Source organism: Micromonospora sp. WMMA1996, assembly GCF_002573675.1.
In the GTDB taxonomy this organism is placed as follows: Bacteria; Actinomycetota; Actinomycetes; order Mycobacteriales; family Micromonosporaceae; genus Micromonospora; species Micromonospora sediminicola.
The window spans coordinates 2,848,187-2,874,986 of the sequence record NZ_PDHU01000001.1 but is presented as its reverse complement, the minus strand read 5'-3'; the positions used below and the strand labels follow the sequence as shown (position 1 = coordinate 2,874,986).

The 26,800-nt window shown below is 75.6% G+C and carries 29 protein-coding genes; 16 read left to right on the top strand and 13 right to left on the bottom strand.

Features of this window, described 5'->3' with window-relative positions:
• Window positions 1–75: 75 nt before the first annotated feature.
• Genes COO58_RS13095 through COO58_RS13085 form a run of 3 tightly spaced genes read left to right on the top strand, consistent with a single transcriptional unit; the run spans window position 76 to window position 3,272 of the window.
• Window positions 76–1,113, top strand: coding sequence for a zinc-binding dehydrogenase (locus COO58_RS13095; protein ID WP_098745125.1), 1,038 nt, complete (start codon window positions 76–78; stop codon window positions 1,111–1,113).
• Window positions 1,114–1,932 carry a sugar phosphate isomerase/epimerase family protein gene (locus tag COO58_RS13090; RefSeq protein ID WP_098745124.1) on the top strand — a complete coding sequence of 273 codons (819 nt, stop codon included), beginning with the start codon at window positions 1,114–1,116 and terminating at the stop codon, window positions 1,930–1,932.
• Window positions 1,929–3,272 carry a hypothetical protein gene (locus COO58_RS13085; RefSeq protein WP_098745122.1) on the top strand — a complete coding sequence of 448 codons (1,344 nt, stop codon included), beginning with the start codon at window positions 1,929–1,931 and terminating at the stop codon, window positions 3,270–3,272. Before COO58_RS13090 ends, COO58_RS13085 begins: the two co-directional genes overlap by 4 nt.
• A 99-nt stretch (window positions 3,273–3,371) precedes the next feature.
• Here the strand turns inward: COO58_RS13085 and COO58_RS13080 are convergent, their stop codons facing one another.
• Together COO58_RS13080 and COO58_RS13075 are read right to left on the bottom strand one after the other, a co-directional pair.
• Complete coding sequence (locus tag COO58_RS13080; RefSeq protein WP_091576354.1) at window positions 3,372–4,076, bottom strand: CBS domain-containing protein; 705 nt, start codon at window positions 4,074–4,076, stop codon at window positions 3,372–3,374.
• A 94-nt stretch (window positions 4,077–4,170) separates the two neighbouring features.
• Window positions 4,171–6,318, bottom strand: coding sequence for a molybdopterin-dependent oxidoreductase (locus COO58_RS13075; protein WP_245666458.1), 2,148 nt, complete (start codon window positions 6,316–6,318; stop codon window positions 4,171–4,173).
• 87 nt (window positions 6,319–6,405) lie between these two features.
• On the opposite strand from COO58_RS13075, the gene COO58_RS13070 reads away from it, so the two are divergent.
• Together COO58_RS13070 and COO58_RS13065 are read left to right on the top strand one after the other, a co-directional pair.
• Entirely contained in the window at window positions 6,406–7,023 is a 618-nt protein-coding gene (locus COO58_RS13070) for a maleylpyruvate isomerase N-terminal domain-containing protein (RefSeq protein ID WP_218012347.1), read from the top strand.
• Between the two features lie 229 nt (window positions 7,024–7,252).
• Entirely contained in the window at window positions 7,253–7,648 is a 396-nt protein-coding gene (locus COO58_RS13065) for a DUF2267 domain-containing protein (RefSeq protein WP_091576352.1), read from the top strand.
• Between the two features lie 534 nt (window positions 7,649–8,182).
• Here COO58_RS13065 and COO58_RS13060 read toward each other — a convergent pair.
• The gene (locus COO58_RS13060; protein ID WP_098745119.1) at window positions 8,183–8,794 is read right to left on the bottom strand and encodes a TetR/AcrR family transcriptional regulator; all 612 of its coding nucleotides are present in this window, start codon (window positions 8,792–8,794) and stop codon (window positions 8,183–8,185) included.
• Window positions 8,795–8,848: 54 nt separating this feature from the next.
• On the opposite strand from COO58_RS13060, the gene COO58_RS13055 reads away from it, so the two are divergent.
• On the top strand, window positions 8,849–9,613 hold the full coding sequence (locus COO58_RS13055) for an SDR family NAD(P)-dependent oxidoreductase (protein WP_098745118.1): 765 nt from the start codon (window positions 8,849–8,851) through the stop codon (window positions 9,611–9,613).
• A gap of 14 nt (window positions 9,614–9,627) precedes the next feature.
• On the opposite strand, the gene COO58_RS13050 is transcribed toward COO58_RS13055, so the two are convergent.
• The 4 genes from COO58_RS13050 to COO58_RS13035 all read right to left on the bottom strand — a co-directional run bounded on the left by COO58_RS13050 (window position 9,628) and on the right by COO58_RS13035 (window position 12,699).
• Window positions 9,628–10,845, bottom strand: a complete 1,218-nt coding sequence (locus COO58_RS13050) for a serpin family protein (RefSeq protein WP_098746302.1) — start codon at window positions 10,843–10,845, stop codon at window positions 9,628–9,630.
• Window positions 10,846–10,887: 42 nt separating this feature from the next.
• Window positions 10,888–11,400, bottom strand: coding sequence for an NUDIX hydrolase (locus tag COO58_RS13045; RefSeq protein WP_091576342.1), 513 nt, complete (start codon window positions 11,398–11,400; stop codon window positions 10,888–10,890).
• 32 nt (window positions 11,401–11,432) lie between these two features.
• A complete protein-coding gene (locus COO58_RS13040; RefSeq protein ID WP_091576340.1) occupies window positions 11,433–12,008 on the bottom strand; it encodes a hypothetical protein in 576 nt (191 codons plus the stop codon).
• Between the two features lie 94 nt (window positions 12,009–12,102).
• Entirely contained in the window at window positions 12,103–12,699 is a 597-nt protein-coding gene (locus tag COO58_RS13035; protein WP_091576337.1) for a DUF4291 domain-containing protein, read from the bottom strand.
• Window positions 12,700–12,775: 76 nt separating this feature from the next.
• Between COO58_RS13035 and COO58_RS13030 the strand changes: the two genes are divergently transcribed.
• On the top strand, window positions 12,776–13,270 hold the full coding sequence (locus COO58_RS13030) for a type II toxin-antitoxin system PemK/MazF family toxin (RefSeq protein ID WP_098745116.1): 495 nt from the start codon (window positions 12,776–12,778) through the stop codon (window positions 13,268–13,270).
• A 28-nt stretch (window positions 13,271–13,298) separates the two neighbouring features.
• On the opposite strand, the gene COO58_RS13025 is transcribed toward COO58_RS13030, so the two are convergent.
• On the bottom strand, window positions 13,299–13,934 hold the full coding sequence (locus COO58_RS13025; protein ID WP_091576331.1) for a GGDEF domain-containing protein: 636 nt from the start codon (window positions 13,932–13,934) through the stop codon (window positions 13,299–13,301).
• Between the two features lie 209 nt (window positions 13,935–14,143).
• Between COO58_RS13025 and COO58_RS13020 the strand changes: the two genes are divergently transcribed.
• From COO58_RS13020 to COO58_RS13005, 4 genes are all read left to right on the top strand, one after another.
• A complete protein-coding gene (locus COO58_RS13020) occupies window positions 14,144–14,401 on the top strand; it encodes a DUF397 domain-containing protein (RefSeq protein WP_091576329.1) in 258 nt (85 codons plus the stop codon).
• Between the two features lie 103 nt (window positions 14,402–14,504).
• Window positions 14,505–15,392: a helix-turn-helix transcriptional regulator gene (locus COO58_RS13015; RefSeq protein WP_091576327.1), complete on the top strand. Its 888-nt coding sequence runs from the start codon at window positions 14,505–14,507 to the stop codon at window positions 15,390–15,392.
• Window positions 15,393–15,486: 94 nt separating this feature from the next.
• Window positions 15,487–16,335: an SAM-dependent methyltransferase gene (locus COO58_RS13010; protein WP_098746300.1), complete on the top strand. Its 849-nt coding sequence runs from the start codon at window positions 15,487–15,489 to the stop codon at window positions 16,333–16,335.
• A 50-nt stretch (window positions 16,336–16,385) separates the two neighbouring features.
• Window positions 16,386–17,825 (top strand): serine/threonine-protein kinase, encoded by a 1,440-nt coding sequence (locus tag COO58_RS13005; RefSeq protein ID WP_098745115.1) that lies wholly within the window; start codon window positions 16,386–16,388, stop codon window positions 17,823–17,825.
• Here COO58_RS13005 and COO58_RS13000 read toward each other — a convergent pair.
• Together COO58_RS13000 and COO58_RS12995 are read right to left on the bottom strand one after the other, a co-directional pair.
• Window positions 17,786–18,517, bottom strand: a complete 732-nt coding sequence (locus COO58_RS13000; protein WP_091576323.1) for a phosphotransferase — start codon at window positions 18,515–18,517, stop codon at window positions 17,786–17,788. The genes COO58_RS13005 and COO58_RS13000 overlap by 40 nt on opposite strands.
• Before the next feature lie 24 nt (window positions 18,518–18,541).
• Window positions 18,542–19,234 carry a carbon-nitrogen hydrolase family protein gene (locus COO58_RS12995; RefSeq protein ID WP_091576321.1) on the bottom strand — a complete coding sequence of 231 codons (693 nt, stop codon included), beginning with the start codon at window positions 19,232–19,234 and terminating at the stop codon, window positions 18,542–18,544.
• A 64-nt stretch (window positions 19,235–19,298) separates the two neighbouring features.
• Here COO58_RS12995 and COO58_RS12990 point away from each other — a divergent pair, with 64 nt between their 5' ends.
• A complete protein-coding gene (locus COO58_RS12990) occupies window positions 19,299–20,045 on the top strand; it encodes a DedA family protein (RefSeq protein ID WP_091576319.1) in 747 nt (248 codons plus the stop codon).
• Here COO58_RS12990 and COO58_RS12985 read toward each other — a convergent pair.
• Together COO58_RS12985 and gdhA are read right to left on the bottom strand one after the other, a co-directional pair.
• Window positions 20,042–21,409, bottom strand: a complete 1,368-nt coding sequence (locus COO58_RS12985; protein ID WP_098745113.1) for a S9 family peptidase — start codon at window positions 21,407–21,409, stop codon at window positions 20,042–20,044. The genes COO58_RS12990 and COO58_RS12985 overlap by 4 nt on opposite strands.
• A 167-nt stretch (window positions 21,410–21,576) precedes the next feature.
• Window positions 21,577–22,908: an NADP-specific glutamate dehydrogenase gene (gene gdhA / locus COO58_RS12980; protein WP_098745112.1), complete on the bottom strand. Its 1,332-nt coding sequence runs from the start codon at window positions 22,906–22,908 to the stop codon at window positions 21,577–21,579.
• Between the two features lie 102 nt (window positions 22,909–23,010).
• Between gdhA and COO58_RS12975 the strand changes: the two genes are divergently transcribed.
• From COO58_RS12975 to COO58_RS12960, 4 genes are read left to right on the top strand one after another with little or no spacing between them, the layout of a single operon-like run.
• On the top strand, window positions 23,011–23,364 hold the full coding sequence (locus COO58_RS12975) for a MazG-like family protein (RefSeq protein WP_245666650.1): 354 nt from the start codon (window positions 23,011–23,013) through the stop codon (window positions 23,362–23,364).
• Window positions 23,365–23,394: 30 nt separating this feature from the next.
• On the top strand, window positions 23,395–24,234 hold the full coding sequence (locus COO58_RS12970; protein WP_098745110.1) for a hypothetical protein: 840 nt from the start codon (window positions 23,395–23,397) through the stop codon (window positions 24,232–24,234).
• Between the two features lie 9 nt (window positions 24,235–24,243).
• On the top strand, window positions 24,244–25,215 hold the full coding sequence (locus COO58_RS12965) for a pirin family protein (RefSeq protein WP_098745108.1): 972 nt from the start codon (window positions 24,244–24,246) through the stop codon (window positions 25,213–25,215).
• Between the two features lie 31 nt (window positions 25,216–25,246).
• A complete protein-coding gene (locus COO58_RS12960) occupies window positions 25,247–25,915 on the top strand; it encodes a hypothetical protein (protein ID WP_098745106.1) in 669 nt (222 codons plus the stop codon).
• A 217-nt stretch (window positions 25,916–26,132) separates the two neighbouring features.
• Here the strand turns inward: COO58_RS12960 and COO58_RS12955 are convergent, their stop codons facing one another.
• A complete protein-coding gene (locus tag COO58_RS12955; RefSeq protein WP_091575489.1) occupies window positions 26,133–26,795 on the bottom strand; it encodes a DUF1345 domain-containing protein in 663 nt (220 codons plus the stop codon).
• Window positions 26,796–26,800 lie beyond the last annotated feature (5 nt).

Here is a 26,800-nt window from a genome sequence, read left to right as displayed (position 1 = left end):
CGATTCATCGATCTAATCACATATGCCCATTTTTTCGGTTAGAATCGAGGCCGGCACTTCCCTCGGAGCGACGCCATGGGCAACTGGGTTGTCTCTCTGGCCGGGCCCCGGCGCGTACGCCTGGAGCCCTGCCCCCCGGACCGGCTCGGCCCGGGCCAGGTCCGCGTCCGCACCTGCTACTCCGGCATCTCGGCCGGCACCGAGCTGACCCTCTACCGGGGCAGCAATCCCCGCCTCCGCAAGGACTGGGACGCCGCCGCCCGGATGTTCGTGCCCCGACAGGCCACGCCCGCGTACCCGGTCGTGGGCTTCGGGTACGAGGAGGTCGGCGAGATCGTCGAGGTCGCCCCCGACGTCGCCGACCGCCGGGTCGGCCAACTCGTCTGGGGCATCTGGGGACACCGCGCCGAAGCGGTGCTCCCCGCCGCCGTGGCGCACCCGCTCGCCCCCGGCCTCGACCCGCTCACCGCCGTCTTCGCCCGCCCCGGCGCCATCGCGCTGACCGCCGTGCTCGCCGGCGACCTGCACCTCGGCGACTGGGTCGGCGTTTTCGGGCAGGGCGTGATCGGGCTGCTCGGCACCCGGCTCGCCGTGCTGTCCGGCGCGCGGGTGGTCGCCGTCGACCGGGTGCCCGGACGGCTCGCCCACGCCACCCGGCTCGGCGCCCGCCGGGTCGTCGACGCCGGCGCCGACTCGGCCGCCGCCGCGCTGCGCGCGGAGACCGACGGCCGGGGCGCCGACGTCTGCCTGGAACTGTCCGGCTCCTACCCGGCGCTGCACGAGGCGATCCGGGCCACCGCGCACGCCGGCCGCGTCGTCGCCGCCGGCTTCTACCAGGGGTACGCCCACGGGCTGGAACTCGGCGAGGAGTTCCACCACAACCGGATCCAGCTGGTGGCCGCCCAGGTCTCCGGGCCGGACCCGGCACCCGGCACGGCCGGCCGGTGGTCCGGAACCCGGATCGCGCACACGTTCATGGACCTGGTGGCGGAGGGCAGCGTCGACCCGCTGCCGCTGGTGAGCCACGTCGTCGACGCGGGCGCGGTGGCCGACGCCCTGGCGTTGCTCGACCGCGGTGACGGTGACGTCCTCCAAGTGGTGCTGAGGTTCTGAATGGACATTCCCCTGGCCTGCCAGGAGCAGCTGCTCCCCGGCGCCGACCTGACCGAGAAGTACGCCCTCGCCGTGTCCCTCGGCTACCAGGGCATCGAACTGCGCGGGCGGGGCGACCTCGCCCTGGCCCGACGGCTGCCGGAACTGCGCCGGGCCCACGCCGCCGGCGTCGTCACCCCGACCGTCTGCGTCGAGATGGACCACTTCATCGGCGACTTCGACCCGGAGCGCTCCCGGGACGCGGTGCGCAACCTGCGCTCCCAGCTCTCCGTCATCGCCGAGCTGGGCGGCGTCGGCGCGATGACCCCGGCCGCCTGGGGCATGTTCTCCCGCCGGCTGCCCCCGTTCGAGCCGCCCCGGTCGCCCGAGCGCGACCGGCAGGTCCTCGTCGACGCCCTGGGCGAGCTGGCCGAGCACGCCCGGGCCGAGGGGGTCACCCTGTTCCTCGAACCGCTCAACCGGTACGAGGACCACATGGTCAACCGCCTCGACCAGGCGGTGGAGCTGTGCCGCGCGGTCGGGTCGCCCGGCGTGCGGGTGGTGGCCGACACCTACCACATGAACATCGAGGAGGACGATCCCCTCGCGGCGCTGCGCGCCGCCGCGCCCTACCTGGGGCACGTGCAGGTCAGCGACTCCAACCGGCACCAGCCCGGCGCCGGGCACCTGGACTGGGACGCGCTGCTGGCCACGCTCGACGACCTCGGCTATCCCGGCTGGCTGGCGCTGGAGTGTCGGCTGCGCGGGGAGCCGGTCGCCGCGCTGCGCCAGGCCGCGACCGTGCTGCGTCCGGCCCGTCCCCGGCGGGCCGCCGCGTGACCGGCAGCCTCGCGGCCGGGGTACGCGCCGGCGCGGAACGCGACGCCCGGCTGCGCCGCCTCGCGCTGGCCACCCTCGACGCCAACTGGGAACACGACCACACGGTGCCCTCGCGCACGCTCTACCCGCACCAGTGGAGCTGGGACTCGGCGTTCATCGCGATCGGGCTGGCCCACGTACGCCCGGACCGGGCCTGGCGAGAGCTGCGGACGCTGTTCGCCGCCCAGTGGGTCGACGGGCGGGTGCCGCACATCGTGTTCAACCCCGCGCTGCGCGTCGGCGCGTACTTCCCCGGGCCGGAGTTCTGGGACTCGGCCCGCGCCGACGGCGCCCCGCCGGCGGCCACCTCCGGCATCGTCCAGCCACCCGTGCACGCCCCGGCCGCCTGGCTGGTGCACCGCCGCGCCCCGTCCGAGGCGTCGGCGGCCGCGCTGCGCCGGCTCTATCCCCGGCTGGTCGCCCAGCAGCGCTACCTGACCGGCCGGCGCGACGTCGGCGGCGGCGGGTTGGCCGCCATCGTGCACCCGTGGGAGTCCGGCCTGGACAACAGTCCCGCCTGGGACGCCCCGCTGGCCGCGGTGCCCGCCGACGAGGCGGTGATGCGCGCGTACCGCCGGCACGACACCGCCCACGCCGCCGCGACGCAACGCCCCACGGACCTGGACTACGCGCGCTACGTCGCGCTCGTCGACTCCTACCGGGCCGGCCGCTACCGCGACGAGGGACTGCTCGGCCGACACCCGTTCCTGGTGGAGTGCCCGCTGGTCAACGCCGCGCTCGGCGTCTCCGAGTACGCGCTGGCCCGGATCGCCGCGGTGGTCGGCGCCGACCCCGGGCCGCACCGGGACCGGGCCGCCCGCATCACCGAGGCCCTGGTCACCCGGCTCTGGGACCCGCTCACCGGCACGTTCCGCCCGCGCGACGTGCGCACCGACCGGCTCGTGGCGGCCCGTACCGTGCTCGGGCTGATGCCGCTGGCCCTGCCCGACCTGCCGGAACCGCAGGTACGCGCGGTGCTCGCCGAGGCGTGCTCGCCCCGGTTCGGGCTGGCCGCCCGGATGGACCGGCCGCTGCCCACCTACGACCGCACCGCGCCCGACTTCGAGCCGCTGCGCTACTGGCGCGGTCCGAGCTGGGTGAACACCGGCTGGCTGCTCTGGCAGGCGCTGCGGACGCACCGCCGCGCCGACCTGGCCGCCGGGCTGCGGGAGTCCCTGCTCGACCTGGTCGACACCGCCGGCTGTCACGAGTACTTCCACCCGGACACCGGCGCCGGTCTCGGCTCGCCGGCGTTCAGCTGGACCGCCGCGCTGGTGCTGGACGCCCTGGCCGACGGTTGAGCGGCCGTTTCGCGGCGGCACCCCGGCCGCGTGCCACCGCCGGTCGGGCCGGGCCGGGGCGATGCCGGCCGGGGTGTCGACGGGCAGGCCGGGCCGGGCTCAGGCGATGCCGGCCGGGGTGCCGCCACCGAGCCGCAGCGCCGACATCGGCGCGTCGTCGATCGCGAAGCCGAGCGCGTCGACCACCTCGACCACGCCGCTGACCTGCCGGGCCAGTCGCAGCGCCAGGTGCACCGTGGACCAGCGCTCCAGCTGGCCGGTGAGCGTCACCACGCCGCCGTGCACGCTCACGTCCACCACGCCGTCGCGGACGCCGAGCGTGCGCCGCAGCACCTCCTCGACCACGTCGCGCCGGATGTCCGCGTCCGGGCGCAGGTGCACCTTGAGCAGGTCGCCGCGGGTCACGATGCCGACCAGCCGGCCCAGGTCGTCGACCACCGGCAGCCGCTTCACGTCGCGGGCGTCCATCACCCGGGCCGCCTCGACCAGCGTGGCGTCCGGCGCCACGGTGACCGGGGGAGCGGTCATCAGGTCCGCCGCGAGCGTGGCGTCCGCCTTCGCCCGCGCCTCGCGGCGGTGCCGGTCGGGCAGGATGCGCCGCTCGCGCGGCTGCCCCAGCAGCTCCACCTTGTACATCAGGTCCGCCTCGGAGACCACCCCGAGCACCCGGCGGGCGCCGTCCACCACCGGGACCGCCGTCACGTGCCGGCCGGTCAGCACGTCGACGATCTCCCGGTACGCCGTGCCCTCCCGTACCGACGCCACGTCGGTGGTCATCACGTCCTGCACCTGCCACGTACGCATGGCGACCTCCCTGTGTCCACCGCCGACGCTACGGGCGCGCGGGACGGGGGAGCAGGGGCGCACGGACCCCGACGACCGGGCCGGAAGTCCCGGCTCAGCCGGCCGACGCCGGCTCGGCGGCCCGATCGACGGCTGCGTCGGCGGGCGGCTCGGTGGCCTGGTCGGCGGGCGGCTCGGTGGTCAGCAGCTCGGCCGGCACCGGCTCCACCTCGACCCGGCAGTCGTGGAACGTCGGGGCCCCGCCCAGGTCGGTGTCGCGGACCGCGGTGACCGCGTTGACCGTGGCCCGGCCCGGGCTCAGCCGCGCCCAGTACGCCTTGTAGGTGAACGCCACCCCCGGCCGGGTCGCCTCGTCCACGGCGACCGCGGCGAGGAACGCGCCCCGGTCGTTGCGCACCCGCACCGCGTCGCCGTCGGCCAGCCCGCGCGCCGCCGCGTCGCTCGGGTGCAGGTGCACCTTCGGCGGCCCGGTGCGGCGCGCGTGCCAGGGCAGTGAGGCGAACGTCGAGTTCATCAGGTACCGGCCCGCCGGGGCGAGCAGCACCAGCGGGAACCGGCGGGCCAGGCCGGCGTCGGCGGCCTCGGCCGGCGGCGTGTAGCCCGGCAGCGGGTCCACGCCGAGCCGGGCCAGCGCGGGATCGTGCAGCCGGGCCCGCCCGTCCGGGGTGGGGAAACCGCCGTCGGCGAACGGCGCGGAACCGACCGGCACACCGGTGAGCCGGGCGTACGTGCGCTCGCGCAACTCCTCGAACCCGATCGGGGTGTCGGCCAGCAGCTGCCGGGCCAGGTCCTCGTCGCTGTCCCGGAACGCCGGGTGGTCGATGCCCAGCGCCGCGGCGATCCGCCGGAAGATCTCGGTGTTCGGCAGCGCCTCCCCGGGCGGTCGGGTGGCCGGCAGGTTCAGCGTCGTGTAGTGGTGCCCGTAGGAGGTGTGCAGGTCCAGGTGCTCCGGCTGCATGGTGGCCGGCAGCACCACGTCGGCGTGGTCGCAGGTGTCGGTCCACCGCTGCTCCAGCACCACGGTGAACAGGTCGGCGCGGCGCAGGCCGGCGAGCAGCCGGGTCTGGTCCGGCGCGGTGGCGGCCGGGTTGGCGTCGAACACCACCAGCGAGGTCACCGGCGGGTCGGCCTCCCCGGTCAGCAGGGCCGCCAGCCGGCTCATGTTCAGCGACCGGGCCGGTGGCGCCGGCATGCCGGCGGGCCGGATCACCCGCTCGTCGTCGATCGGGTGGTGCCCGCTGGTGGTCACCAGGGACCCGCCGCCGGGGTGGCGGAAGTCGCCGGTGACCAGCGGCAGCGCGCAGATCGCCCGGATCGCCTGCCCGGCGCCGTGGTGCCGTTGCAGGCCGAGCCCGACGCGGACGGCGGTGGGGCGGGTGGTGGCGACGCGGTCGCCCAGGCGGCGTACCACCTCGACCGGTAGGCCGCACTCGGCGGCGGCGCGGTCCACCGGCCACTCGTCGAGCCGGGCGGACAGCTCGGGCCAGCCGACGGTGTGCGCGGCCAGCCACGCCTCGTCGGCCGCACCGACGTCCCGGACGTGCCGCATCAGCCCGAGCGCGAGCGCCGCGTCGGTGCCCGGCAGCGGCGCCACGTGCTCGTCGCTGCGCGCCGCCGTGTCGGTCCGCAGCGGGTCGATCGTCACCACGTACGCGCCGCGCTCGCGCGCCTGCTGCACGAACGGCCACTGGTGCAGGTTGGTGGCGAGCGGGTTCGCGCCCCAGAGCAGGATCAGCTTCGCCTCGACGATCGTCTCCGGCTCGAAACCCACCGAACCGCCGTGCAGCGAGCGCAGCGCCGCCCGCGCCGCGGCCGTGCAGATGGTGGTGTCCAACCGGGACGCGCCCAGGTACGCGAACAGCCGCGGCCCCATGCTCCAGCCCTGCACCAGACCCATCGTGCCGGCGAAGTAGTAGGGCAGCACCGACTCCGGGCCGTGACGTTCGATGCTCGCCCGCAGGCCGGCGGCCACCCGCTGGAGCGCCTCGTCCCAGCTCGCCGGCCGGTACGCCACCCGCCCGACCCCCTTCGGTCCGGTGCGGACCCACGGGGTGGTGAGCCGGTCCGGGCCGTTGACCGCGTCGAGGTAGCGGTTGACCTTGCCGCAGAGCGCGCCCCGGGTGAACGGGTGCTCGCGGTCGCCGCGCAGCGCGACCGCCCGGCCGTCGGACACCGTGAGCTGCCAGACGCAGGTGTCGGGACAGTCCAGGGGGCAGGCGCCGGGGTGGGTGACGGGAGCCATGGCGCGGATGCTACCCACCGGCGCGGGGCGGCACGACCGGGTTCCGGCGGGGCGGCGGTGTGGGCACGGCTCGGGCAGGATGGGGCGGTGAACGGACCCGGGGAGGGCGCGATGACGGTCACGGCCGACGACCTCGACCGTGCGGCGGGTGCCGTGGCGGCGACGCTCGGGTCGGTGACCGGCGCCGACTGGTCCCGCTCGGCCGGCGGGCTGGAGTGGACCTGCCGGCAGACCGTCGAGCACCTGGCCGACACGTTGCTGTCGTACGCGGCCCAGGTGGTCTCCCGCCCGGTCGACCGCTTCGTGCGCCTCGCCGCCGTGGTGGAGGCCGACGCCGGGCCGGACGAGCTGGTCGAGTGCGTCACCTGCGCGGCCGGGCTGCTCGCGTTCGCCGTGCGCGGGACACCGGCCGGCGTGCGCGCGTTCCACCCCAGCGGGCAGGCCGATCCGGCCGGTTTCGCCGCGATGGGCGTGGCCGAGGTGCTCCTGCACGGCGAGGACGTGGCGGCCGGACTCGGCGTCGCGGTCGACCCGCCGCGCCCGGTCTGCGCGCGGGTGGTCGCGCGGCTCTTCCCCGACGTGGCGCCCGGCCTGGCCGACACCGACCCGTGGGCCGCGCTGCGCTGGTGCGCGGGCCGCCTGGACCTGCCCGCCCGCCCCCGCCGCCACGCCTGGCAGTGGCGCGGCGCCCCCATCGGCGGCTGACCCCGCCCCCGCCCCCGCCTCGGCGTCGGCGTCGGCCTCGGCCTCGGCCTCGGCCTCGGCGATCGTGCACTTGGTGCCCGCGAGACGCGGTATCGGTCCCTTTTGTCGGGGCACACAGTGCACGATCGCGGGGCGGGGCGGGGTCGTTTGGTGGGGTGGGTGCCGGGTAGTCGGCGGGGCCGGCGGGGCGGCACCGGGTCGTGGCGGCGGCGCGAGGGGGGAGGGTGGCGTGCGGTTTCCCCTGTTCGTCGAAGCGGTGGCGCGTCGGGCCGAGTTGTCCACGGACCAGGCCGCGACGATCTCCCGGGCGGTGCTGCAGACCCTCGGCGAGCGGATCACCGCCGACGAGGCCGGTGACCTGGCCGCGCAGCTGCCGGACGACGTGGGCGGCTATCTCGCGGCGCCCGAGGGGGCCGGCGCGACCGGCGCGGCGGTGGAGTTCCTGTACCGGGTCGCCGAGCGGTCGGCGGTGGACCCGGCGGTCGCCGAGGTGGGCACGCGCGCGGTGCTCGCGACGCTGCGGGAGACGGTCACGGTGGGCGAGTTCCAGGACCTCGTCGCGCAGCTGCCCCGGGGCTTCGACGCGATGGTGGACCCCATTCCGCGCCCGCCGTACGATGTCTGAGCAGGCTCCCCGCGACCCGGGTCGAGCCACTGCACTAAGGCCGTAAAGCGAAGATTCCACGGCCACAGAGTATTTTCACCGGAAAATTACTCGCGAGTAGGCGCTTACGCCGTAAATGGTCCGGTCGCTAGACGGACGATCGGACGAACTCCTCCGTCCCCGGTCCACCGGTCCTCGCCCCTTCGGCTCGACCCGGATCGATGGTCTTTCCATCGGGAAATCGAGTCCTATTCTGCTTCCCAGGTGACGTCCCGGGGGCCGGCCACCTCCGCGAGGTGTGGTCCGGCCCGGGTTCTCCGTCGCGGCCGGCTCGCCGACCACCCGCGCCGCCCGCGGGTCCGGACCCGGTGCGCGCCGCCGGTCGCGGGACCGTCGGCGGCGCGCACCGGCTCGACCCGACCGGCCCTCCTTGGCCCCGCCCCGGGATCGACCGGCCCCCGCCCCGGGATCGACCGACCCCGCTGCCTGCCCGACCTCCGGTGATCAAGGAGTTCGCGTCGGTCCCGGACCGTCCTGGTGACGCGACCTCCTTGGTCACCGGAGGTCGGGCCGGGCGGGGTCGGGGATGGTGAAGGCGGCGGCCAGTGCGGTCGCGATCAGGTCGGGGAGGTCGGCGCGGCCGTCGTCCTCCGCCCACCGCACCAGCGCGGTGTGCATGACGGCCAGGCAGGCGCTCGCCGCGGCCGCGGCGCGGAACGCCGAGTCCGGGTCGGCGGCCTCGTCGCCGAGCCCGTCCACGATGGCCTGTTGCAGCACGTAGTGGTTGTCCAGGTGCCGGGCGCGCAGAGCCGGCGTCGCGATCATCAGGCGCAGGCGGGCGAGGAGGAAGCCGTCGTCGCCCTCGGTCAGCGACCGGGCCGACTCCACCAGCGCGCTGCCGATGCGGCGGACGAGGGGCTGCCCGGCCGGCGTCGCGGCGATCCGCTCGGCGACCAGCGGGCCGTTGCGGTCGGCCAGGACGAGGTCCTCCTTGGTGGGGAAGTGCCGGTACACCGTCATCGCGGAAACGCCGGCGGCTTCGGCGACGTCGTTCACGGTCGTGTCGTCGTACCCGCGCGCGGCGAACAGTCGCACCGCGTGTGCCTGGATCAGGCGCTGCGTCTCGGCCCGTCGCTGCTCCCGGAGGGTGGTCCGCCGCCCAGTCATGTGATAGACACTAACAGCCTGTTAGTCACTAACGTTTAGGGAGCGACTCACATCATGAGCGATCTGACCGGCAGGACAGCGCTGGTGACCGGCGCGTCTCGCGGCATCGGGCAGGCGATCGCCGTCCGACTGGCCGCGCGGGGAGCGGTGGTCGTCGCGCACTTCGGCACCGACGAGGCCGGCGCGACCGCGACGGTCGAGCGGATCGTGCGGGCCGGTGGCACCGCGTACGCCGTCGGCGCGGAACTGGGCGTGGACGGAGACGTCGAGACGCTGTTCGCCGGCGTCGGCGCCCGCCTGGCCGGTCGACCGCTCGACATCCTCGTCAACAACGCGGCGGCGCCACCCGCCGGCCCGCTCGGCGCCACCACCCGGGCGGCCTTCGACCACCTCTTCGCGGTCAACGTCCGAGCGCCCTACTTCATCGTCGAACGGGCGGTGCCCCTCCTGAGCGACGGCGGCCGGATCATCACGATCTCGTCCGCGGCGACCCGCATGGCGAACGCCACCCAGACGTCGTTCGCCATGACCAAGGGCGCGATCGAGACGATGACCCTGACCCTGGCCAACCAGCTCGGCGTTCGGGGCATCACGGTGAACGCGGTCGCGCCCGGCGCCACCCGGACCGCGACCAACGGCCCGGTCTTCGAGGCGCCGGGCCTCACCGAGCTGATCAGCGGAATGACCGCGCTCGACCGGCTGGGCGAGCCCGACGACGTCGCCGACGTGGTCGCGTTCCTCGCCTCCGACGCCGCGCGGTGGGTGACCGGTCAGGTCATCGACGCCACCGGCGGCCTGTTCCTGGGCCCGCGCACCTGAGCACCCCGCGCCCGCTAGTCCGCCGCGTCGGCGGGCAGGTCGTCCGGGTCGCTGACCCAGGCGGAGTAGACCGGGAGGGCGTGCCACGGCCCGCCGGCCGCGTCGGTGGCGACCGCGACCACCGCGTACGGATGGGCGAAGCGCAGGTCGGCCACCCGGGCGACGCCCTCCGGCGGCAGGCCGGTCGCCATCCCGAACGCGGTCACCGCGGCCGCCTCGAAGCCGTAGCGGCCGAACCGGGCCACCGTCGACTGTGCCGCCTCGAACGGCGGCTCGGCCAACCCGAGCAGCTCACCCAGTGCCCGTGCCGCCGCGTCGAACCCGACGCCGGCCGACGTGAGGTCGTGCCGGCTGCGCGCCGACCAGCAGGGCAGCACGGCGGTGGCGTGCTCCTCCCGGCCGTCCGCGGCGAACGTCCGGGTCGGCTCCTCGCGCAGGCGCCACAGCGGGGTCTCGCCCAGCGGCAGGTCGAACAGCGACCGGCGCCCCGGCACCGGACCGTCCGGCACGGTGGCGGCGGCCACGGCCAGCTCCCGGGCGGCGGCGAGCACGTCGGCGGCCGGCACCTGCGGCGCGGCGGCCACGGACACCACCAGCATCCCGGCGCCGTCGTCGCCGGCGCGTGCCGGGGCCACGTGCACCGCCACGTCGCCGGCCCGTTCCGTGGTCGAGACCCAGCAGCGGTGCCCGAACGGTGGCGTGCGCAGCACCTGCCGCAGCCGGCCCGCCCAGGCGCTGCCCGCGCCCAGCTCCGCCGCCGGTGCCACCTCGAACGGGTCGGCCCAGGACACCCGGGTGGCCAGCGCGTTGGCCAGGATCAGCACGGTCTCCGGGGTGACGTCGACCGGGAAGCGCTCGACCAGCCCGCCGGTGCGCTCCCGGGCCCAGGCGTCCAACGCGGCCTGGTCGGGCAGCGCGCCGCGCTCGGTGTGCTCGGGCAGGCCGGCGCGCCACTCGGCCAACTCGTCGACGGGCGTGCGTTCCCAGAGCGCGGTGGCCGCGGCGACCAGCGGGTGTGGCGCGGCGAGCAGCGCCCGGGCCGAGGCGGCGGCGTCGTCCGGGTCGACGCCGAGCGCGTCGGCCAGCGCCGCCCGGGCCTCGCCGGTGGCGGCCGGGCCGGTCAGCGCCAGCAGCAGCCAGGCGCCCAGCGGGGAGGCGACGTGGTGGGTGTCACCGGCGGCGCCGTGCAGCCGCTCGGCGTAGCGGGCCAGGGGTGCGTCGAGAGGATTCACCCGCCCCACTCTGCCCGCTGACCGGCCCACCGGCACGTCCGCTCAGGACCAGAGTTCGAACGGCTCGTCGATCTCCTCGCCGGCGAGGAACGCCGCCAGCAGCTCGGGCAGCCGGCCCGGATAGCAGCGCGGCCGGTCGGCGAGCACCTCGGCCACCGGCCACCACCGGAACCCGAAGTAGTCCTCCACCTCGTAGTCCATCCGCTGCGCCCCGTCCACGTCCGGCCCGGGTCCGGGCAGCCGCACCGGCACCACCACCTCGTCCTGCAGGTGCCGCCGCTGCCGGTGCCGGAAACTGGCCCGCCGCCGCCAGGTGGGCGCGCCGATCTCGCCCGGCGCGACCACGATGCCGGTCTCCTCGCGCAGCTCGCGCACCGCCGCCTCCCGGTACGTCTCGCCCGGATCCAGCCCGCCGCCGGGCAGCTCCCACCAGACCCCCAGGTCGGGGTGCTCCGGGTCGCGGGTGTGGAACAGCAACAGCCGGTCGGCGGCGTCGAGCACCACCAGCCGCACCGCCGTCCGCTCGAACAGTGGCAGATCGCGAGGCAACTCCACGCCCCCACCCTAGGAGGATCCCGCCGCTCGCCTCAGCCGACGGTCGGCGCCAGCCGCTCCGTGCCGCAGCGGGGGCAGCGCACCCGGACGCCGGCCGCGGTGCCCGGCGCGCGTAGCCGCTGGCCGCACCGACAGGCGAACACCACCGACCGCACCATCCGCAGATACTCCGCCCGGTCCCGGCGGGGCCACCGCCCGTGACAGCGCCGGCACAGCCGGGGCGGGAAGCTGTGGTACCAGGCCATCCCGGCGGCGCCGGCGACCGTCACCGCGCCCGACCCCGCCAGGCCCAGCGGCGCGAGCAGGCCGGGCAGCGCCGCCACCAGGTCCCCGTGCCACGCGGTACGCACCCCGACCGCCGCGACGAGGACGACCACCGGCAGGCTCAGCACCGTCGCGGTGAACCCCCACGCGAAGGTGAGCACGGAGAGCACGAACACCGTCGTCGCCCACCGGGGCGCCCAGCGGGCCACGCCGTACCCGCCGCAGCGCGGGCAGTCGGGCGGGGCCAGGTGCGGCACCGATCGCAGCACCTTCGGGGCCAGCCACTCGACGAGCAACTTCAGCAACTCCTCGGCCAGCTTCGTGAGCAGCGTCTGCGCGAACATCACCGCCCTCCTTCCGCCGTCCCCATCGTCGCGGTCGGAGGAGGGCCGGAGCACGTACGCCGCGTGACGGTCATCCGACACGCCGGCCGACCGGTCAGCCGGCGTCGATCACCCGGGCGACCTCGGGCGGCAGCGGGTACGGCAGTTCCACCGGCAACAGCGCCGCCGCCCCGGGCTCGTCACCCTCGGTGAGCCGCTCGTGGACGGACCGGGCCAGCGCGGTGACGTCGGTCAGCCCGACGAGCCACTCGTCGACGTACCGGTGCACCGCCTCGCCGGAGAGGCCCACCTGCACCGACCGGTACGGCAGCGGGGCCAGCCGCAGCGACCGTTCCGGGTCCCACTGCACCCGAACCGGGCTGGTGCGCAGCTGCCGCCGCCAGGCGTCGGAGTCCGGATGCCGCCGCGGGTCGTGGGCGCTCAGGCAGGCGTGCCCGAGCGCCCACTCGAAGCCGGCCCGGCTGATCTCCACCGCGAGCACCCGCTCCTGCCCGGGCTTGAGCGCCCAGCCGCAGCGGTACATCATCCAGCGGAACGACGGCTTGATCCAGGTCATCCGCTCCCGCTTGAACGGCGGCACGAACCGGCCGGCGGCCAGCGCCGCACCGGCGATCTCCGGCGGGTACGCCTGGTAGACGGTCACGGTGTCGGCGGTGAAGGCCGCCCGGATCTGGTGGCGGGGAACGGTCACCGGGGCATGGTGGCGAACCCGGTGGCCCGACCGCCACCGGATTCCCTCCCGGCGGCGACGGGATAGGCTGCCCGCCGTGGCAGGTCTGTTGAGGAACGTGGCGTCCCGGCTCGGCCGGATCACCGGGGGCGCCGCCGTGCCCGCCCGCCCGGGCGGGCACATCCCGGCCCAGGTCGCGCGTCGCCGCCAGGTCAGCGCGTTGCAGCGCCGCGAGCTGTCGTACGCGCCGGAGCCGGACGGGCAGGCGGACCCGGGGGAGATCGTCTGGACCTGGGTGCCCTACGAGGACGACCCGCGCCAGGGCAAGGACCGCCCGGTGCTGGTGGTGGGCCGGCACAGCCGCACGCTCTTCGGGCTGATGCTGTCCAGCCAGGGCGACCGGGACGGGCAGCGGCACTGGCTGTCGCTCGGCCCGGGGGAGTGGGACCGGGACCGGCGACCCAGCTGGGTCCGGCTGGACCGGGTGCTCACCATGCGCGAGGACAGCATCCGCCGGGAGGGCGCGGTGCTGGACCGGCCCCGGTTCGACCGGATCGGCCAGGCGCTGCGCGCCGGCTACGGCTGGCGCTGAGCGAACCCGGGCCGGGCCCGGCGCGCGGTCAGCACTCGGCGACGAGCTGACGGGTGGGGCGGCCGGCGCCGAGCGTCTTCGCCTCGTACATCGCCGCGTCGGCGCGGCAGAGCGCGTCGGTGAGCTGGGCGGGGCCGTGCACCGGGGCGAGCCCGACGGAGGCGGTGACCCGGATGCTGCGCCCGCCCAGCGGGATCGGCGCGGCGAGCGCCTCGCAGAGCCGGCGGGTCGCGTGCTCGATCCAGCGCCGGTCGTGCGCCGGGCTGACCAGCAGGCCGGCGAACTCGTCGCCGCCGAGCCGGGCCACCAGGTTGTTGCCGGCGAACGCGGCCAGCCGCTGCGCCGTGCTGACCAGGACCTGGTCGCCGGCGGCGTGCCCGTAGCGGTCGTTGACCTGCTTGAAGTCGTCGAGGTCGAGCACCACCGCGACCAGGGGCTGGCCGCTGGGGTCGGTGAGCAGGGCGGCGGCCAGCCGGAAGAACGCGCGGCGGTTGGGCAGGCCGGTCAGCGGGTCGTGGCTGGCGGCGTGCCGCTCGGCGGCCAGCTCGGCCTGGAGCAGCTGGATCTCGGCCTCGGCGCGGACCGCCCGGCGACGCAGTTGCCACGCGGACACCAGGGCGCCGGCGGCGGAGATGCCGGAGGCGACGGTCATCGGATCCGGCACGCACCCTCCTCACCGCAGTCCCCGGCCGCGCGGGCGGCATCCGGGGGCCGGGTTCGGGTCACCGAACGTGAGCGACCCGGCACACCGTACGTTCGGTTATCATGCTCGCTGTCCATTGCAGATGCAATAGCAGATGCACGTGCATCTCACTCCTCAGTCGACAGACGCTCCTCCCCGCGGCCTCGGCTGGCGCTTCCCGAAGGACGCCCATGCAACAACCGCCGAACGGCGTGCCCGTGACCGAACTGCCCCCCGTGAGCTGGTTGAAGAGCCGCCGCAGCAACCCCAGCGGCAACTGCGTCGAGTTGGCCGAGCTGCCCGGCGGCACCGGCATCGCGGTGCGCAACTCCCGCCACCCGGAGGGGCCGGCGCTCATCTACACAGTGGACGAAATCGCGGCGTTCGTGCTGGGCGCCCGGGACGGCGACTTCGACCACCTGATCCGCCCGTCCCGTCCACGGGACTAACTCGTCCGTCCGGAGGAGTTCACCTCACTGTCGGTTCATGGCATGCTTACTCGTCGGCCGGGAGGGCGCCCGGTCGGGGCAGTCGGGATGCGAGGGCGGTCAGGTGGCGACGGTGCCCGTCGAGGGTGGTCCGACCAGCGGTCCGACCGTGCTGCGCATGCTGCTCGGGGCGCAGTTGCGCCGGCTGCGGGAAGGCGCCGGGGTCAGCCGGGAGAGCGCCGGCTGGGAGATCCGCTCCTCCGAGTCGAAGATCAGCCGGATGGAGCTGGGCCGGGTCGGCTTCAAGGAGCGCGACGTCGCCGACCTGCTCACGCTCTACGGGGTCACCGCTCCCGACGAGCGCGCCGCGCTGCTCAAGCTGGCCCGCGACGCGAACAGCCCGGGCTGGTGGCACCGCTACGGCGACGTGCTGCCGGCCTGGTTCCAGTCCTATCTCGGGCTGGAGGCGGCGGCGGCGATGATCCGCACGTACGAGGTGCAGTTCGTGCCCGGCCTGTTGCAGACCGCCGCGTACGCCCGGGAGGTGATCCTGCTCGGGCACCGCGGCGCGTCGCCGGCGGAGCTGGACCGCCGCGTCGACCTGCGGATGGAGCGTCAGGAGCTGCTGCGGCGCAGTGACCCGCCGCAGCTGTGGGCGGTGCTCGACGAGGCCGCGCTGCGACGCCCGATCGGCGGTGCCACGGTGATGCGCGAACAGTTGGACGCGTTGATCGCGGCCACCGCCTCGCCGCACGTGCGGCTGCAGATCGTCCCGTTCTCGGCCGGCGGTCACGCCGCGGCCAGCGGAGCGTTCAGCATCCTGCGCTTCGGCGACCAGGACCTGCCCGACATCGTCTACATCGAGCAGTTGACCAGCGCGATCTACCTGGACAAGCGCGACGACCTCGACTTCTACGCCGAGGCGATGGAGCGGCTGTGCGTCGAGGCCGCGCCGCCGGAGCGCACCGCCGAGCTGCTCACCCGCCTGCGCGACGAGCTGTACCGGGCCTGACCGTCGCGGCGCCGGGCGCTAGCATGACCCGGGTACCGACGATTGTGGACGGACGTCATCCGGCGGCGGTGGCGCGCGAGTCGTGGAGGCGGCCTTGACCAGCGAAGCATCCGGGACGGCGACCGAACCGGGCCACCCGGGCGACCGGATCGACACCTCCGTGGCGCACCCGGCCCGGCGCTACAACTACTGGCTGGGCGGCAAGGACAACTTCCAGGCCGACCGCGAGTCCGGTGACGCGATGGCCGCCCGCTTCCCGACCATCCGGCTCAGCGCGGTGGAGAACCGCCGGTTCCTGCGGCGCGCCGTGCGCCACCTGGCCGGCGAGGCGGGGATCCGCCAGTTCCTCGACATCGGCACCGGCATCCCCACCGCCGACAACACCCACGAGGTGGCGCAGTCGATCGACCCGCGCGCCCGGGTGGTCTACGTCGACAACGACCCGATCGTGCTGGCCCACGCCCGCGCGCTGCTCACCAGCTCGACCGAGGGCGCGACCGCCTACCTCGACGCCGACCTGCGCGACCCGGAGCGGATCCTCGCCCACCCCGACCTGCGCCGCACCCTCGACCTGTCCCAGCCGGTGGCGTTGATGCTGGTGGCGGTGCTGCACTTCGTGCCCGACGGTGACGACCCCTACACCACCGTCACCCGGCTGCTGGACGCGCTGCCCGCCGGCAGCTATCTGGCCGCCTCCCACGCCACCCACGACTACCTGCCGCCGGCGGTGGCCGAGGAGGCGAAGGCGGCGGCCCGTGGCGGCGGCCCGCACGGTGTGATCAACCTGCGCGCCCGGGACGAGGTCGTCCGGTTCTTCGACGGACTGGAGCTGATCGAGCCGGGCGTCTGCTCGGTGGCCGAGTGGCGTGCCGACGACGAGCCCGAGCCGCGCCCCTCGGTGGCCGACGTGAGCATGTACGGCGGGGTGGCCCGCAAACCCTGACCCCCGGCCGGTTGGCGCACACGTGGGCCGGGCAGGCAGACTGGGGCATCATGTCGCCGTTCACGCCCAGCCTGCGGCTGCACGACCGGTACGTCCTGCGCGAGCGCATCGGCCTCGGCGGGATGTCCGAGGTGTGGCGCGCCGACGACGAGGTCCTGCACCGCCCCGTCGCGGTCAAGGCCCTCGCCGGCCGGCTCGCCGCCGACCCGCAGTGGCGCGCCACCATCCAACGCGAGGCCCGCGCGGCGGCGCGGCTCACCCACCCGCACGTGACCCAGGTGTACGACTACGGCGAGGCGGCCCTGCCCGACGGCGCGGTGGTGCCGTACCTGGTCATGGAACTGGTGGACGGGCGGACCCTGGCCGACCGGCTGGCCGGCGGGCCGCTCGCCTGGCCGGACGCGGTCCGGATGGCCGGGCAGGTCGCCGCCGCGCTGGCCGCCGCCCACCGGATCGGCGTGGTGCACCGCGACATCAAGCCGGCCAACGTGATGCTCACCGAGACCGGCGCCAAGGTGCTCGACTTCGGCATCGCCGCGCCGGCCGGCCCGCAGGCGGTCGGGCAGACCGGTGAGCTGTTGATGGGCACCCCGGCCTACTTCGCCCCCGAACGGCTCGACCCGGATCCGGCGAACCCGGCCGGCGACGTCTACGCGCTCGGCGCGTTGCTCTACCGCGCGCTCACCGGCCGGGCCCCGCTGCCGGTGCAGACCTGGGACGACGTCGTCGACCTGCGCGCCAACCGGCCACCGGTGCCGCCGCTGCGCGTTCCCGGCCTGCCCGCCGACGTCGCCGACCTGGTCCTGGCCTGCCTGGCGGTGGACCCGGCCCGACGGCCCGGCGCGGCGCTGCTCGCCGATCGGCTCGGCGCGGGCCGCCCGGTCGACCCGCCGACCGCGATCCTGCCCACGCTGTCCCCGGTGGAGCACCCGCCCACACTGGTCGAGCGGCGCCCGGCTCCGGCCCGCGCGGTCCCGCCGGTGCCCGCCGCCGCGCCGGGCCGCCCCGGGGTCTCGTCGAACCGGCTCTTCGCGGTGCTGGTCGCGGGCGCCGTGGTGCTGCTGCTCGCGCTGGTCGGCACGCTGCTGGCCGACGGCGGTTCCGGCACCCCGCCCGCCGCCGCCCCGGCCGCACCCACCACCGGCGCGGGCAGTTCCCCGCCGAGACCGACACCGTCGCGCGCCGCCCCGTCCACAGTGGCGCCCGAGCCGGTCACGCTGCGTCAGGTCGCCGACCGGTTCGTCCAGTTGGTCGACCGCGCCGAGGCGGCCCGGCTGATCGACCGCAAGACCGCCGACGACCTGCGCAAGAAGGTCGCGGAGCTGGACCGGGGGAAGCCCAGGGACCGGGCCAGGCGGGTCGAGGACCTGCGCGACAAGATCGAGGACGCGGCCGACGACGACAAGGTCGACCGGGTCACCGCCGCCGCGCTGCGCGAGCTGCTCGACGGCTACGAGCGGCTGCGCGGCGGCGGCTCCCAGGAGGGCTGAGGCGGCCGGCGGTCCGCCGACGTCGGCAGGGCGGCCCCGGTCGCCGCCACCAGCGCCGCCGCCTCGGGCAGCCGCCCCGGGTCGGGCGCCCGGCCGGCCGCGCGGTGCCGGACCGCCGCCGCCAGCGGACCCGGTGGCCCGGACGCGGCGACGTACGCGGACAGCAACTCACCGGCCGCAGCCGCCAGCGGATGGGCCGGATCGACGGCGACCTCCGCGAGGATCAGCGCGGTCACCGCCCGGTCCAGCGCCGGCGGACCCTCGGCGCTGTCGGTCCAGTCGATGACCACCGGACCGCCGCCGCTCAACAGCACGTTGTGCGGGTGCAGGTCGAGGTGCAGCAGACGCACCCCGGGATCGGTCGACCGCAGCGCCGGCAGCGCGTGCAGGCGGGCGTGCAGGTCGGCCAGCATGCGGGCGGCGCCGTGCGCGGTGACCGTGCCCGCCTGGAGCGCCTCCACCAGGGTCGGACCGGGGATCCGCTCGAGCACCAGTTCGGGGCCGTCGGCGTGGTGCACCCGGGGGACCGGGAACCCCGCCCGACGCAGGTGTCGCATCACCTCGGCCTCGGCGCGCACGTCGCCGCCGTCGCGGTAGCGGCGCAGCACCCGCCCGTCCGGCAGCGCCCAGACGTCGGCGGTGTGGCCGGTGCCCAGCAGGACCGGCGCCCCGACGTCCCCCGACTCGTCCATCCCCGGAGCGTAGGTGATCCGTCCTCAGCGCAACGCCCCGCCGACGACCTCGCCGACGTCGGCACCGGCTCGGGCCACCGCGACGCCGGCCGGCGACCAGATGCCCGAACCGCCCGCCGCCCGCGGGTAGCCACCGCCGGTCGAGCCGGCGAAGCTGGCCGCCGCCACCCACACCCCGTGCGCGGCGGCGACGCGCACGGCGCGCTCCTCGGGGACCGCCGCGTCCTCGGCCGACTCCAGCACCCCGGCCAGGTAGGCGTCCGCGCCGGCGGCCACGGTCGCCGCCGCGTGCTCGGGCACCCCGGTGTCCTTGCAGACCGCCAGGCCCAGCCGCCAGCCGTCGACGTCGAGCACCGCCGGCCGGCGGCCCGGCCGGAACCGCTGCGGCTCCGCGCCACCCAGCCACATCTTCCGGTACGCCACCCGCACGCCGTCGCCGTCGACCGCGAGCACCCCGATGTGCGGCCCGGCCACCGGCGCGCCGGCCAGCGCCAGCGTCCCGGTCGCCGCGCAGGCCGCGCGCAGCGGAGCGAGGCGGGGGTCGGCGGGGTCCACCGGCGCGGCCGCCAGTTCGTAGCCGGTCAGGGACAGCTCGGGGAAGACCACCACCCGGGCCCCGGCCGACCGGACCACGGCGGCGTGCCGTTCGGCGTTGCCCGCGACGTCGTGCGACCGGGTGAGCGGTTGGGCGACGGCGACCCGCAGCGGCCCACGCATGGGCACACCGTAACCGACGCCGCTTTCCGTGGTCGACGGCCGCGTCGCCCCGTAACGTGGTCTGATGATCGGAAACGCACAGCTCCTCGCCGGCCCCCGGGTGAGTGCCGCGCGGGCCGCGGAGCCGGCCGGCGAAGGACCCGTCGGCTGGGTCACCGGCCTGGTGGAACGGCTCGGTGGCCCCGGGGCCGGGCTCGCGGTGGCCCTGGAGAACCTGTTCCCGCCCATCCCCAGCGAGGTCATCCTGCCGCTGGCCGGGTTCACCGCCAGCCAGGGCCGGATGAGCCTGTTCGGCGCGATCGCGTGGACCACGCTCGGGTCGGTGCTGGGCGCGCTGGCGCTCTACTACGTCGGCGCGGCCCTGGGACGGGACCGGATGCGCGCGCTGGCCGCACGGCTGCCGCTGATCAAACTCGACGACGTGGACCGCACCGAGGCGTGGTTCCTGCGCCACGGCGTCAAGGCCGTGTTCTTCGGCCGGATGATTCCGATCTTCCGCAGTCTGATCTCCGTTCCGGCCGGTGTGGAACGGATGCCGGTGCCGGTGTTCCTGCTCTTCACCGCGCTGGGCAGCCTGATCTGGAACACCGCGTTCGTGCTCGCCGGCTATCTGCTCGGCGAGAACTGGCACGTGGTCGAGGCGTACGTCGGCACGTTGCAGAACGTGGTCATCCTGGCCGTGGTGGCCGGCGTCGGCTGGTTCGTGGTCAGCCGGGTGCGCCGTTCCCGTCGGGCGGCCGCCGAGTCCGACGCGCCGCCCCGGCCGGGCACCGTCTACCGGGGCGGCTGGTACGCGCCGGAGGAGGACTAGGGGCAGGCCGGGTAGAGGCGGCGGGTGCCGGCGCCGGCGGCCCAGGCGGCCGGGTCGCTGAAGCGGCAGCCGAAGTCCGGCGCCGCCACCGCCCGGGGGTCGGTGACCGCGTCGCCGGCCGGGCGCTTGCCGGTGCGTACCCAGCGGGTCAGGTCGTCCCAGGCGGCGCCGGCCTCGGCCGGGCTGAACTCGCAGTGCTGCGCGGCCCGGACCGCCCGCTGCACCAGCAGCCGGGACCGGCCGTGCCACGCCACGTCCCGGGCGTACGCCTGCTCCATGCTGAACGGCACGAACAGGTCACCCAGGTCGTGCAGGCTCAGCACCGGCACGGTGGGCCGGCCGGCGATCCGGGGCACCTCGGTCAGGCCGGGGGAGAGCCGCTGGCGCAGGTTCTCCGGGGCGACCCGCTGCACGGTGGCGTTCAGGTTCACCGGCTGGTTCGGCGTGTAGCGGGTGAACAGGTTCGTGGCGAGCTGTCCGGGCCGCTGCGCGGGGGAGTCGCCGCCGTCGGTGGTGGCGATGCCGAAGAGGAAGTCCTTCCACACCGCGAACGCGGCGTCGGCACCCGGCCTCGGCCCGCCGGAGCGGGCCACGGTGACCGCGCGCAGCTGCTTGCCGAGCGCGTTGGTGGTGTCCGGGCCGGTGGGGGTCAGGCCGGCCAGCCCGAGCGCGACCTGGATCCGGGGCACCGCGTTGGTCAGGTAGTCGGCCGGTGTCGGGTAGGCCCGCACCCCGGCCAGCGCCTGCGCGACCAGGTTGTAGTCGAGGAAGTAGTCGAACAGCTCCTGGTCGCCGAGCACGCCGCACATCGGCAGCGCGCCGGCGTAGTAGCCGGGGTACTGCTCCAGGGACCGGCCGATGACGTGCCCGCCCATGCTGACCCCGGCGATGAGCACCCGGTGCGGCCGGCGCACGGTGCGGGCGAACAGGTCCGCGAGGGCCCGGGTGCCGCGCACCCCGGAGCGGATGTCGTAGCCGTTGCGGTCGTAGGACGACGACGCCCACGCGAATCCCTGGGACAGCAGGCGCTGCCGCAGGTCGAACGCGGGCGGCTCGGGGGAGAGCTCGGTGCCCTGGCCGCGGTAGCCGTGCGCCCACATCACCAGGTCGCCGTTCCACCGGGCCGGGACCTCGACGATGTAGCCGGCGTGGGCGTGCACGCCCTGCCGGACGGTGGTGGCGGTCCCGTCGACGACCAGGGGCGGCAGCGGCGGGTTGACGATGGTGTAGCCGGGCAGCGGGCCGGTGCCGTCGTCGCGGCCGGTGGCGGCGGCGGGAGCCGCTCCGGCCAGGCCGAGCGCGAGGACGACGGCGGCGCCGACGGCGAGCAGCCGGCGGCGCAGGCGGGTGGGTGAGGTCTGCATCGCTGCTCCCCGGGGGACGGGTGCCGCCCCGGTACGCGGGACGGCGGGCGGGACGGATGCCTACCGGCCGGTAGCGACCTGAACCTAGGCCGGGGGGTCGAGGACTGTCAATCGCTGACTGACCGGGCGGTCAGCACGGCACCGCCCGGTCGGTCCACGGTGGCCGGTCAGACCACGCCGTGCGCCAGCATCGCCTCGGCCACCCGCCGGAACCCGTTGATGTTCGCGCCGGCCACGTAGTCGCCCGGCAGCCCGTACTCCTCCGCGGTCGCCCAGCACCGCTCGTGCACGTCCCGCATGATCTCTCGCAACCGCTGCTCCGACCGGTCGAACGTCCACGCGTCCCGACTGGCGTTCTGCTGCATCTCCAGCGCGCTCACCGCCACCCCGCCCGCGTTCGCCGCCTTCCCCGGGGCGAACCGCACCCCGGCCCGGCCGAGGATCCGCACCGCCTCCGGGGTGGTCGGCATGTTCGCGCCCTCCACCACGGCGACGCAACCGCCGGCCACCAGCGCCGCCGCCTCCGCGCCGCCGATCTCGTTCTGGGTGGCGCACGGCAGGGCCAGGTCGCACGGCACCTCCCAGACGCTGCGGCCGGCGACCGCCACCGCGTGCGGCACCTGCCGCACGTAGTCGTCCAGCCGGGTCCGGCGCTCCTCCTTCACCTCGCGCAGCAGCGCCAGGTCGATGCCCTTCTCGTCCAACACGTAGCCGTCGGAGTCCGAACAGGCCACCACCGTGCCGCCCAGCTGGTGCACCTTCTCGATCGCGTAGATGGCCACGTTGCCGGACCCGGACACCACCACCCGCTTGCCGTCCAGGCTGTCCCCGGTCTGCCGGAGCATCTCCTCGGCGAAGAAGACCGCCCCGTAGCCGGTGGCCTCGCGCCGCACCTGCGCGCCCCCGTACGTCAGGCCCTTGCCGGTGAGCACGCCGGCCTCGTACCGGTTGGTGATTCGCTTGTACTGCCCGAACAGGTAGCCGATCTCCCGTCCGCCCACCCCGATGTCCCCGGCCGGCACGTCGGTCTGCGGGCCGATGTGCCGGTACAGCTCGGTCATGAAGCTCTGGCAGAACCGCATCACCTCCCGGTCGGAGCGGCCCTTCGGGTCGAAGTCGGCGCCACCCTTGCCGCCACCGATCGGCAGGCCGGTCAGCGCGTTCTTGAAGATCTGCTCGAAGCCGAGGAACTTCACGATCCCCAGGTAGACCGACGGGTGGAAGCGCAGCCCGCCCTTGAACGGGCCCAGCGCGCTGTTGAACTCCACCCGGAAGCCACGGTTGACCCGGACCCGGCCGTGGTCGTCCTCCCACGGCACCCGGAAGATGACCTGCCGCTCCGGCTCGCAGATGCGCTCGACCAGTTCGGCGTACGCGGGGTGCCGGGCCAGGGCCGGTCCGATGCTCTCCAGCACCTCCCGCACCGCCTGGTGGAACTCGGGCTCGCCCGGGTTCCGCGCGACCACCTTGGCGAACACCGTCTCGACGGTCTCCGGCATCACGGGCACGTCCTTCCGCCTCCCGGTGCCGGCACCGTTGCCCGCACCGCCCCCGGATACGGATCGTGACCGTCGTCCGGTTCACTGGGCCGGGTGGACGACATGATCTGGACCTCGGCGCGGGACGCCCGCGCCTGGCTGGACGCCGCCAACGGCACCGGCGACACGGAACTGACCTGCCGCATCCTGAAGATCGGCGAGGAGGCCGGCGAGGTGGCCGCGGCCTGGATCGGGGTGCTCGGGCAGAACCCGCGCAAGGGCGTGACGCACACCCGCGAGGAGGTCGCCGCGGAACTGGCCGACGTGGCGTTCACCGCCCTGGTGGCCATCGAGAGCCTGGGGTTGGACGCGCACGCGGCGCTGGCCGCGTGTGTCGCCAAGGTGCACGCCCGCCTCGGCGAGGCGGCTCCGGCGGCACCGGCGGGAATGAACCGGAGCGGAAACGGAGACGTATGAGCCAGTGGGGACCGGCGAGAGGGGACGACCATGACGGCATCCGGGGACGACCCTGACCTGAGCGGGCCCCGCTGGTCGCGCACCGCCCGGGCCCTGGTGGCCGCCGCCGTGCTGGTCGTGGTGCTCGGCGTGGCGGCGATCGCGGTCACCCTCGCCAACCCGGCCCGGCTCGGCACGGTCTTCTCCGGCGGGCCCACGTCGCCGGTCACGGACGCCGGTGGCTCCGGCGGGGTGGGCGGCGCCGAGGTCGCCGCCGCCGAGACGCTCACCGCGCCGCGCGGGGACCGCCGGCAGGCGAACTTCGAGCTGGTCGACGGCCTGACCAGCTTCACTCTGCGGGCCGCCGACCTCGGCGACGACCTCTACCGGATCGGTGCGCCGGACGACGCCGGGGTGACCCCGCGCCCGCAGCTGACCGGTGACCGGGTCCGGCTGCGGATCGAGGAGAACGGCCGGTCCGGTCCCTCCGCCGTCGAGGTGGTGCTCAACTCCCGGGTGACCTGGCGGCTGCGGCTCGTCGGTGGCGTCAGCGAGCAGCGGCTCGACCTGGGCGCGGCCCGGCTGGCCGGGATCGAGCTGGTCGGCGGCGCCGCGCGTACCCGGCTGTCGTTGCCGCCGCTCGACGGCGCGCTCACCGTGCGGATGACCGGCGGCGTCAGCGAGCTGACCGTCGCCGTGCCCGGCGGGCCGCCGGCCCGGGTGCGGGTCGCCGCCGGCGCCGGTTCGCTGGCGCTGTACGACGAGCGTCGCGCCGGCATCGCCGCCGGTGAGCTGATCAGCTCGCCCGGCTGGGACCGGGCGGTCGACCGGCTCTACCTCGACCTGGTCGCCGGCGCGAACGCGGTGAGCGTGACCGCGGACCGGGCGTAGAGTCGGGCGGTGGACCGTACCGAATCCCTGCCGGCGCAGACGCTCCCCCCGGGCGTCGGCGCCACCGACCCGGGCAGCGTGCTGCTCCCCGGGCACGACGTTCCGCTCGGCCGCTACACCACCGTGCGCCGGCTGCTGCCGCAGCGGCAGCGGCGGATGGTCGGCGCGTGGTGCTTCGTCGACCACTTCGGCCCGGACGACGTGGCCGAGCGGCCCGGCATGGAGGTGCCGCCGCACCCGCACACCGGCCTGCAGACCGTCACCTGGCTGCTCGACGGGGAGATCCTGCACCGGGACAGCCTCGGCAACGTGCAGCCGATCCGCCCGGGGCAGCTCAACGTCATGACCTCCGGGCGGGGCATCGCCCACTCGGAACGCTCCCCGCTGGTCCACCCGCCGCTCATGCACGGCGTGCAGCTGTGGGTCGCGCTGCCCGACCCGGCCCGGGCCGGCGACCCGGACTTCGACCACCACGCCGAGCTGCCCCGGTGGCGCGACGGCGACCTCGACCTCACCCTGCTGGTCGGGGAGTTCGGCGGGGAACGGTCGCCGGCGGTGGCGTACACCCCGCTGGTCGGCGCGCAGATCGAGGTCCGGGGCGCGGCGCCGGCCACGCTGCCGCTGCGCCCCGACTTCGAGTACGGGCTGCTGGCCATGTCCGGCTCCGCCGAGTCCGACGGCGTGACCGTCGCCCCCGGTGCGCTGCTCTACCTCGGCGCCGGCCGGACGTCGCTGTCGCTGACCGGGGTCCCGGGCAGCCGGCTGCTGCTGCTCGGCGGCGCCCCGTTCGACGAACCGCTGGTGATGTGGTGGAACTTCGTCGGCCGGTCGCACGAGGAGGTGGCCGCCGCCCGCGAGGACTGGATGGCCGGTCGCCGGTTCGGCACGGTCGCCGACGACCCCGCGCCGCCGCTGCCCGCGCCCGCCCTGCCCACCACCCGGCTCAAGGCCCGCGACCGCAGCGGCGGTCTGCACGGCTGAATGGCGCGCCCGCGCCGGGGTAGTCCGCGGCATGCCGACAACCACTGCCACCCGCAGCGTCGAGGAGAAGAAGCGGCTGGTCCGCCGGCTCGCCGGGGACGGGCGCGGATTCGCCGAACGGTACGGGTTCCGGGTGACGAACAACCCGTCCCAGCTGTTCCAGGTGCTCTACCTGGCCGTGCTGCTCGCCCGCCGGGGCGACTTCCACCGGGCGGTCGACGCGGCGACGGCGGTGCGCGACGCCGGCTGGGACAGCGCCGCGCGGATGGCCCGCTCCCGGCACGCCGACCGGGTCCGCGTGCTGCGCGACGCCGGGCTGCGCGGCGACCTGTCCGCGCTCGCCGACACCCTCGGCGACCTGGCCCGCACCCTGGTCGAGACGTACCGGGGCGACCTGCGCCGGCTGCGCACCACCGCCCACCAGGACCCGGCCGGGGAGCGGCGACTGCTGACCGAGCTGCCCGGCGTGGACGACGAGGTCGCCGACCTGTTCCTGCGCGAGGCGCAGGCGCTGTGGCGGGAGGCGGCCCCGGTCGCCGACCGTCGCGCCCTCGCCGCGGCCCGGCGGCTGGGGCTGGGCCGCTCCGCCGCCGACCTCGCCGGGCTGGCCGGCGGCGGCGAGTCGGAACGGCTGTCCTGGCTGGTCGGGGCTCTGGCCCGGGTGGATCTGGAACGGCGCTACGCGGAGGTCACCGGCTGAGCGCGCACGTGCGCCCGGACACACTTCCGCGATTCTCACCCGTTCGGCTGATGTCGCATCGTATGATGATCGTGGCAGCGATGCCCGCCCGGTTCGGGCGAACATCCACCGCCTGGTGGTCGCGACCCGGTTCGGGCGTGAACCGCCAGGGACAGGTGTTGCGAGGCGCCCCAGGTCGCGGTTCGTGGCCCGGGGCGCCCGCCTGTCGACGGGCGCCCTATCGGGCCAGGGTTGCCAGCAGGTTCACCGTCGCGGCGACGATGACCGCGCCGAACAGGTACGACAACAGCGTCTGGCGCAGCACGGTCCGGCGAACGGCGCGGTCGCTCACGTCCGTGTCGGACACCTGGAACGTCGTCCCCACCGTGAACGCCACGTAGGCGAAGTCGGTGAAGTCGGGCGGTTCGTCCTGGTGGAAGTCGATCCCGCCCGGCTCGCCGCCGTAGTAGAGCCGCGCGTACCGGGTGGTGAAGACGGTGTGCACGACGAACCAGGAGAGCACCACGCTGAGCACGCCGAGGCCGGCGTACACGGCCCGGGCCAGCCCGGGCGGCACCTGACCGGCCGTGGTGAACACCATGCCCACCGCGAGCAGGCTGCCCAGGCACGCGGCCAGCAGCAGCGCGTCGCGCATCGCCCGCCCGGGGTCCTCCAGCTTGGCCAGCCGCGCGGTCCGGGCGGCGTCCAACCGGGACAGCCGGGCCCACTCCAGCGTCAGCCAGGCCAGGGCGGCGGCGTCCCAGCCCACGAGCGGCGCCAGCACCGGCCGGACGAGCACCCCGGCGGCGGCGCCGCAGGCGACGCCGACCAGCCCCATCACGGCGAGCTGGAGCGCGGCCGGCACGTGCCCCGGGACCCGGACCGCCGGGTGGCGCGGCACCGCAG

Bases quoted from the DNA above. Each gene is read 5' to 3' on its own strand.
- COO58_RS13055 (WP_098745118.1), top strand. From the start codon at position 8,849: ATGAGCGATCTGACCGGCAGGACAGCGCTGGTGACCGGCGCGTCTCGC.
- COO58_RS12990 (WP_091576319.1), top strand. From the start codon at position 19,299: ATGATCGGAAACGCACAGCTCCTCGCCGGCCCCCGGGTGAGTGCCGCG.
- COO58_RS12985 (WP_098745113.1), bottom strand. From the start codon at position 21,409: ATGCAGACCTCACCCACCCGCCTGCGCCGCCGGCTGCTCGCCGTCGGC.
- COO58_RS12995 (WP_091576321.1), bottom strand. From the start codon at position 19,234: ATGCGTGGGCCGCTGCGGGTCGCCGTCGCCCAACCGCTCACCCGGTCG.
- COO58_RS13080 (WP_091576354.1), bottom strand. From the start codon at position 4,076: ATGCGTACGTGGCAGGTGCAGGACGTGATGACCACCGACGTGGCGTCG.
- COO58_RS13060 (WP_098745119.1), bottom strand. From the start codon at position 8,794: ATGACTGGGCGGCGGACCACCCTCCGGGAGCAGCGACGGGCCGAGACG.
- COO58_RS13075 (WP_245666458.1), bottom strand. From the start codon at position 6,318: ATGGCTCCCGTCACCCACCCCGGCGCCTGCCCCCTGGACTGTCCCGAC.
- gdhA (WP_098745112.1), bottom strand. From the start codon at position 22,908: ATGCCGGAGACCGTCGAGACGGTGTTCGCCAAGGTGGTCGCGCGGAAC.
- COO58_RS13005 (WP_098745115.1), top strand. From the start codon at position 16,386: ATGTCGCCGTTCACGCCCAGCCTGCGGCTGCACGACCGGTACGTCCTG.
- COO58_RS12975 (WP_245666650.1), top strand. From the start codon at position 23,011: ATGATCTGGACCTCGGCGCGGGACGCCCGCGCCTGGCTGGACGCCGCC.
- COO58_RS12960 (WP_098745106.1), top strand. From the start codon at position 25,247: ATGCCGACAACCACTGCCACCCGCAGCGTCGAGGAGAAGAAGCGGCTG.
- COO58_RS13040 (WP_091576340.1), bottom strand. From the start codon at position 12,008: ATGTTCGCGCAGACGCTGCTCACGAAGCTGGCCGAGGAGTTGCTGAAG.
- COO58_RS13000 (WP_091576323.1), bottom strand. From the start codon at position 18,517: ATGGACGAGTCGGGGGACGTCGGGGCGCCGGTCCTGCTGGGCACCGGC.
- COO58_RS13090 (WP_098745124.1), top strand. From the start codon at position 1,114: ATGGACATTCCCCTGGCCTGCCAGGAGCAGCTGCTCCCCGGCGCCGAC.
- COO58_RS13020 (WP_091576329.1), top strand. From the start codon at position 14,144: ATGCAACAACCGCCGAACGGCGTGCCCGTGACCGAACTGCCCCCCGTG.
- COO58_RS13095 (WP_098745125.1), top strand. From the start codon at position 76: ATGGGCAACTGGGTTGTCTCTCTGGCCGGGCCCCGGCGCGTACGCCTG.
- COO58_RS12970 (WP_098745110.1), top strand. From the start codon at position 23,395: ATGACGGCATCCGGGGACGACCCTGACCTGAGCGGGCCCCGCTGGTCG.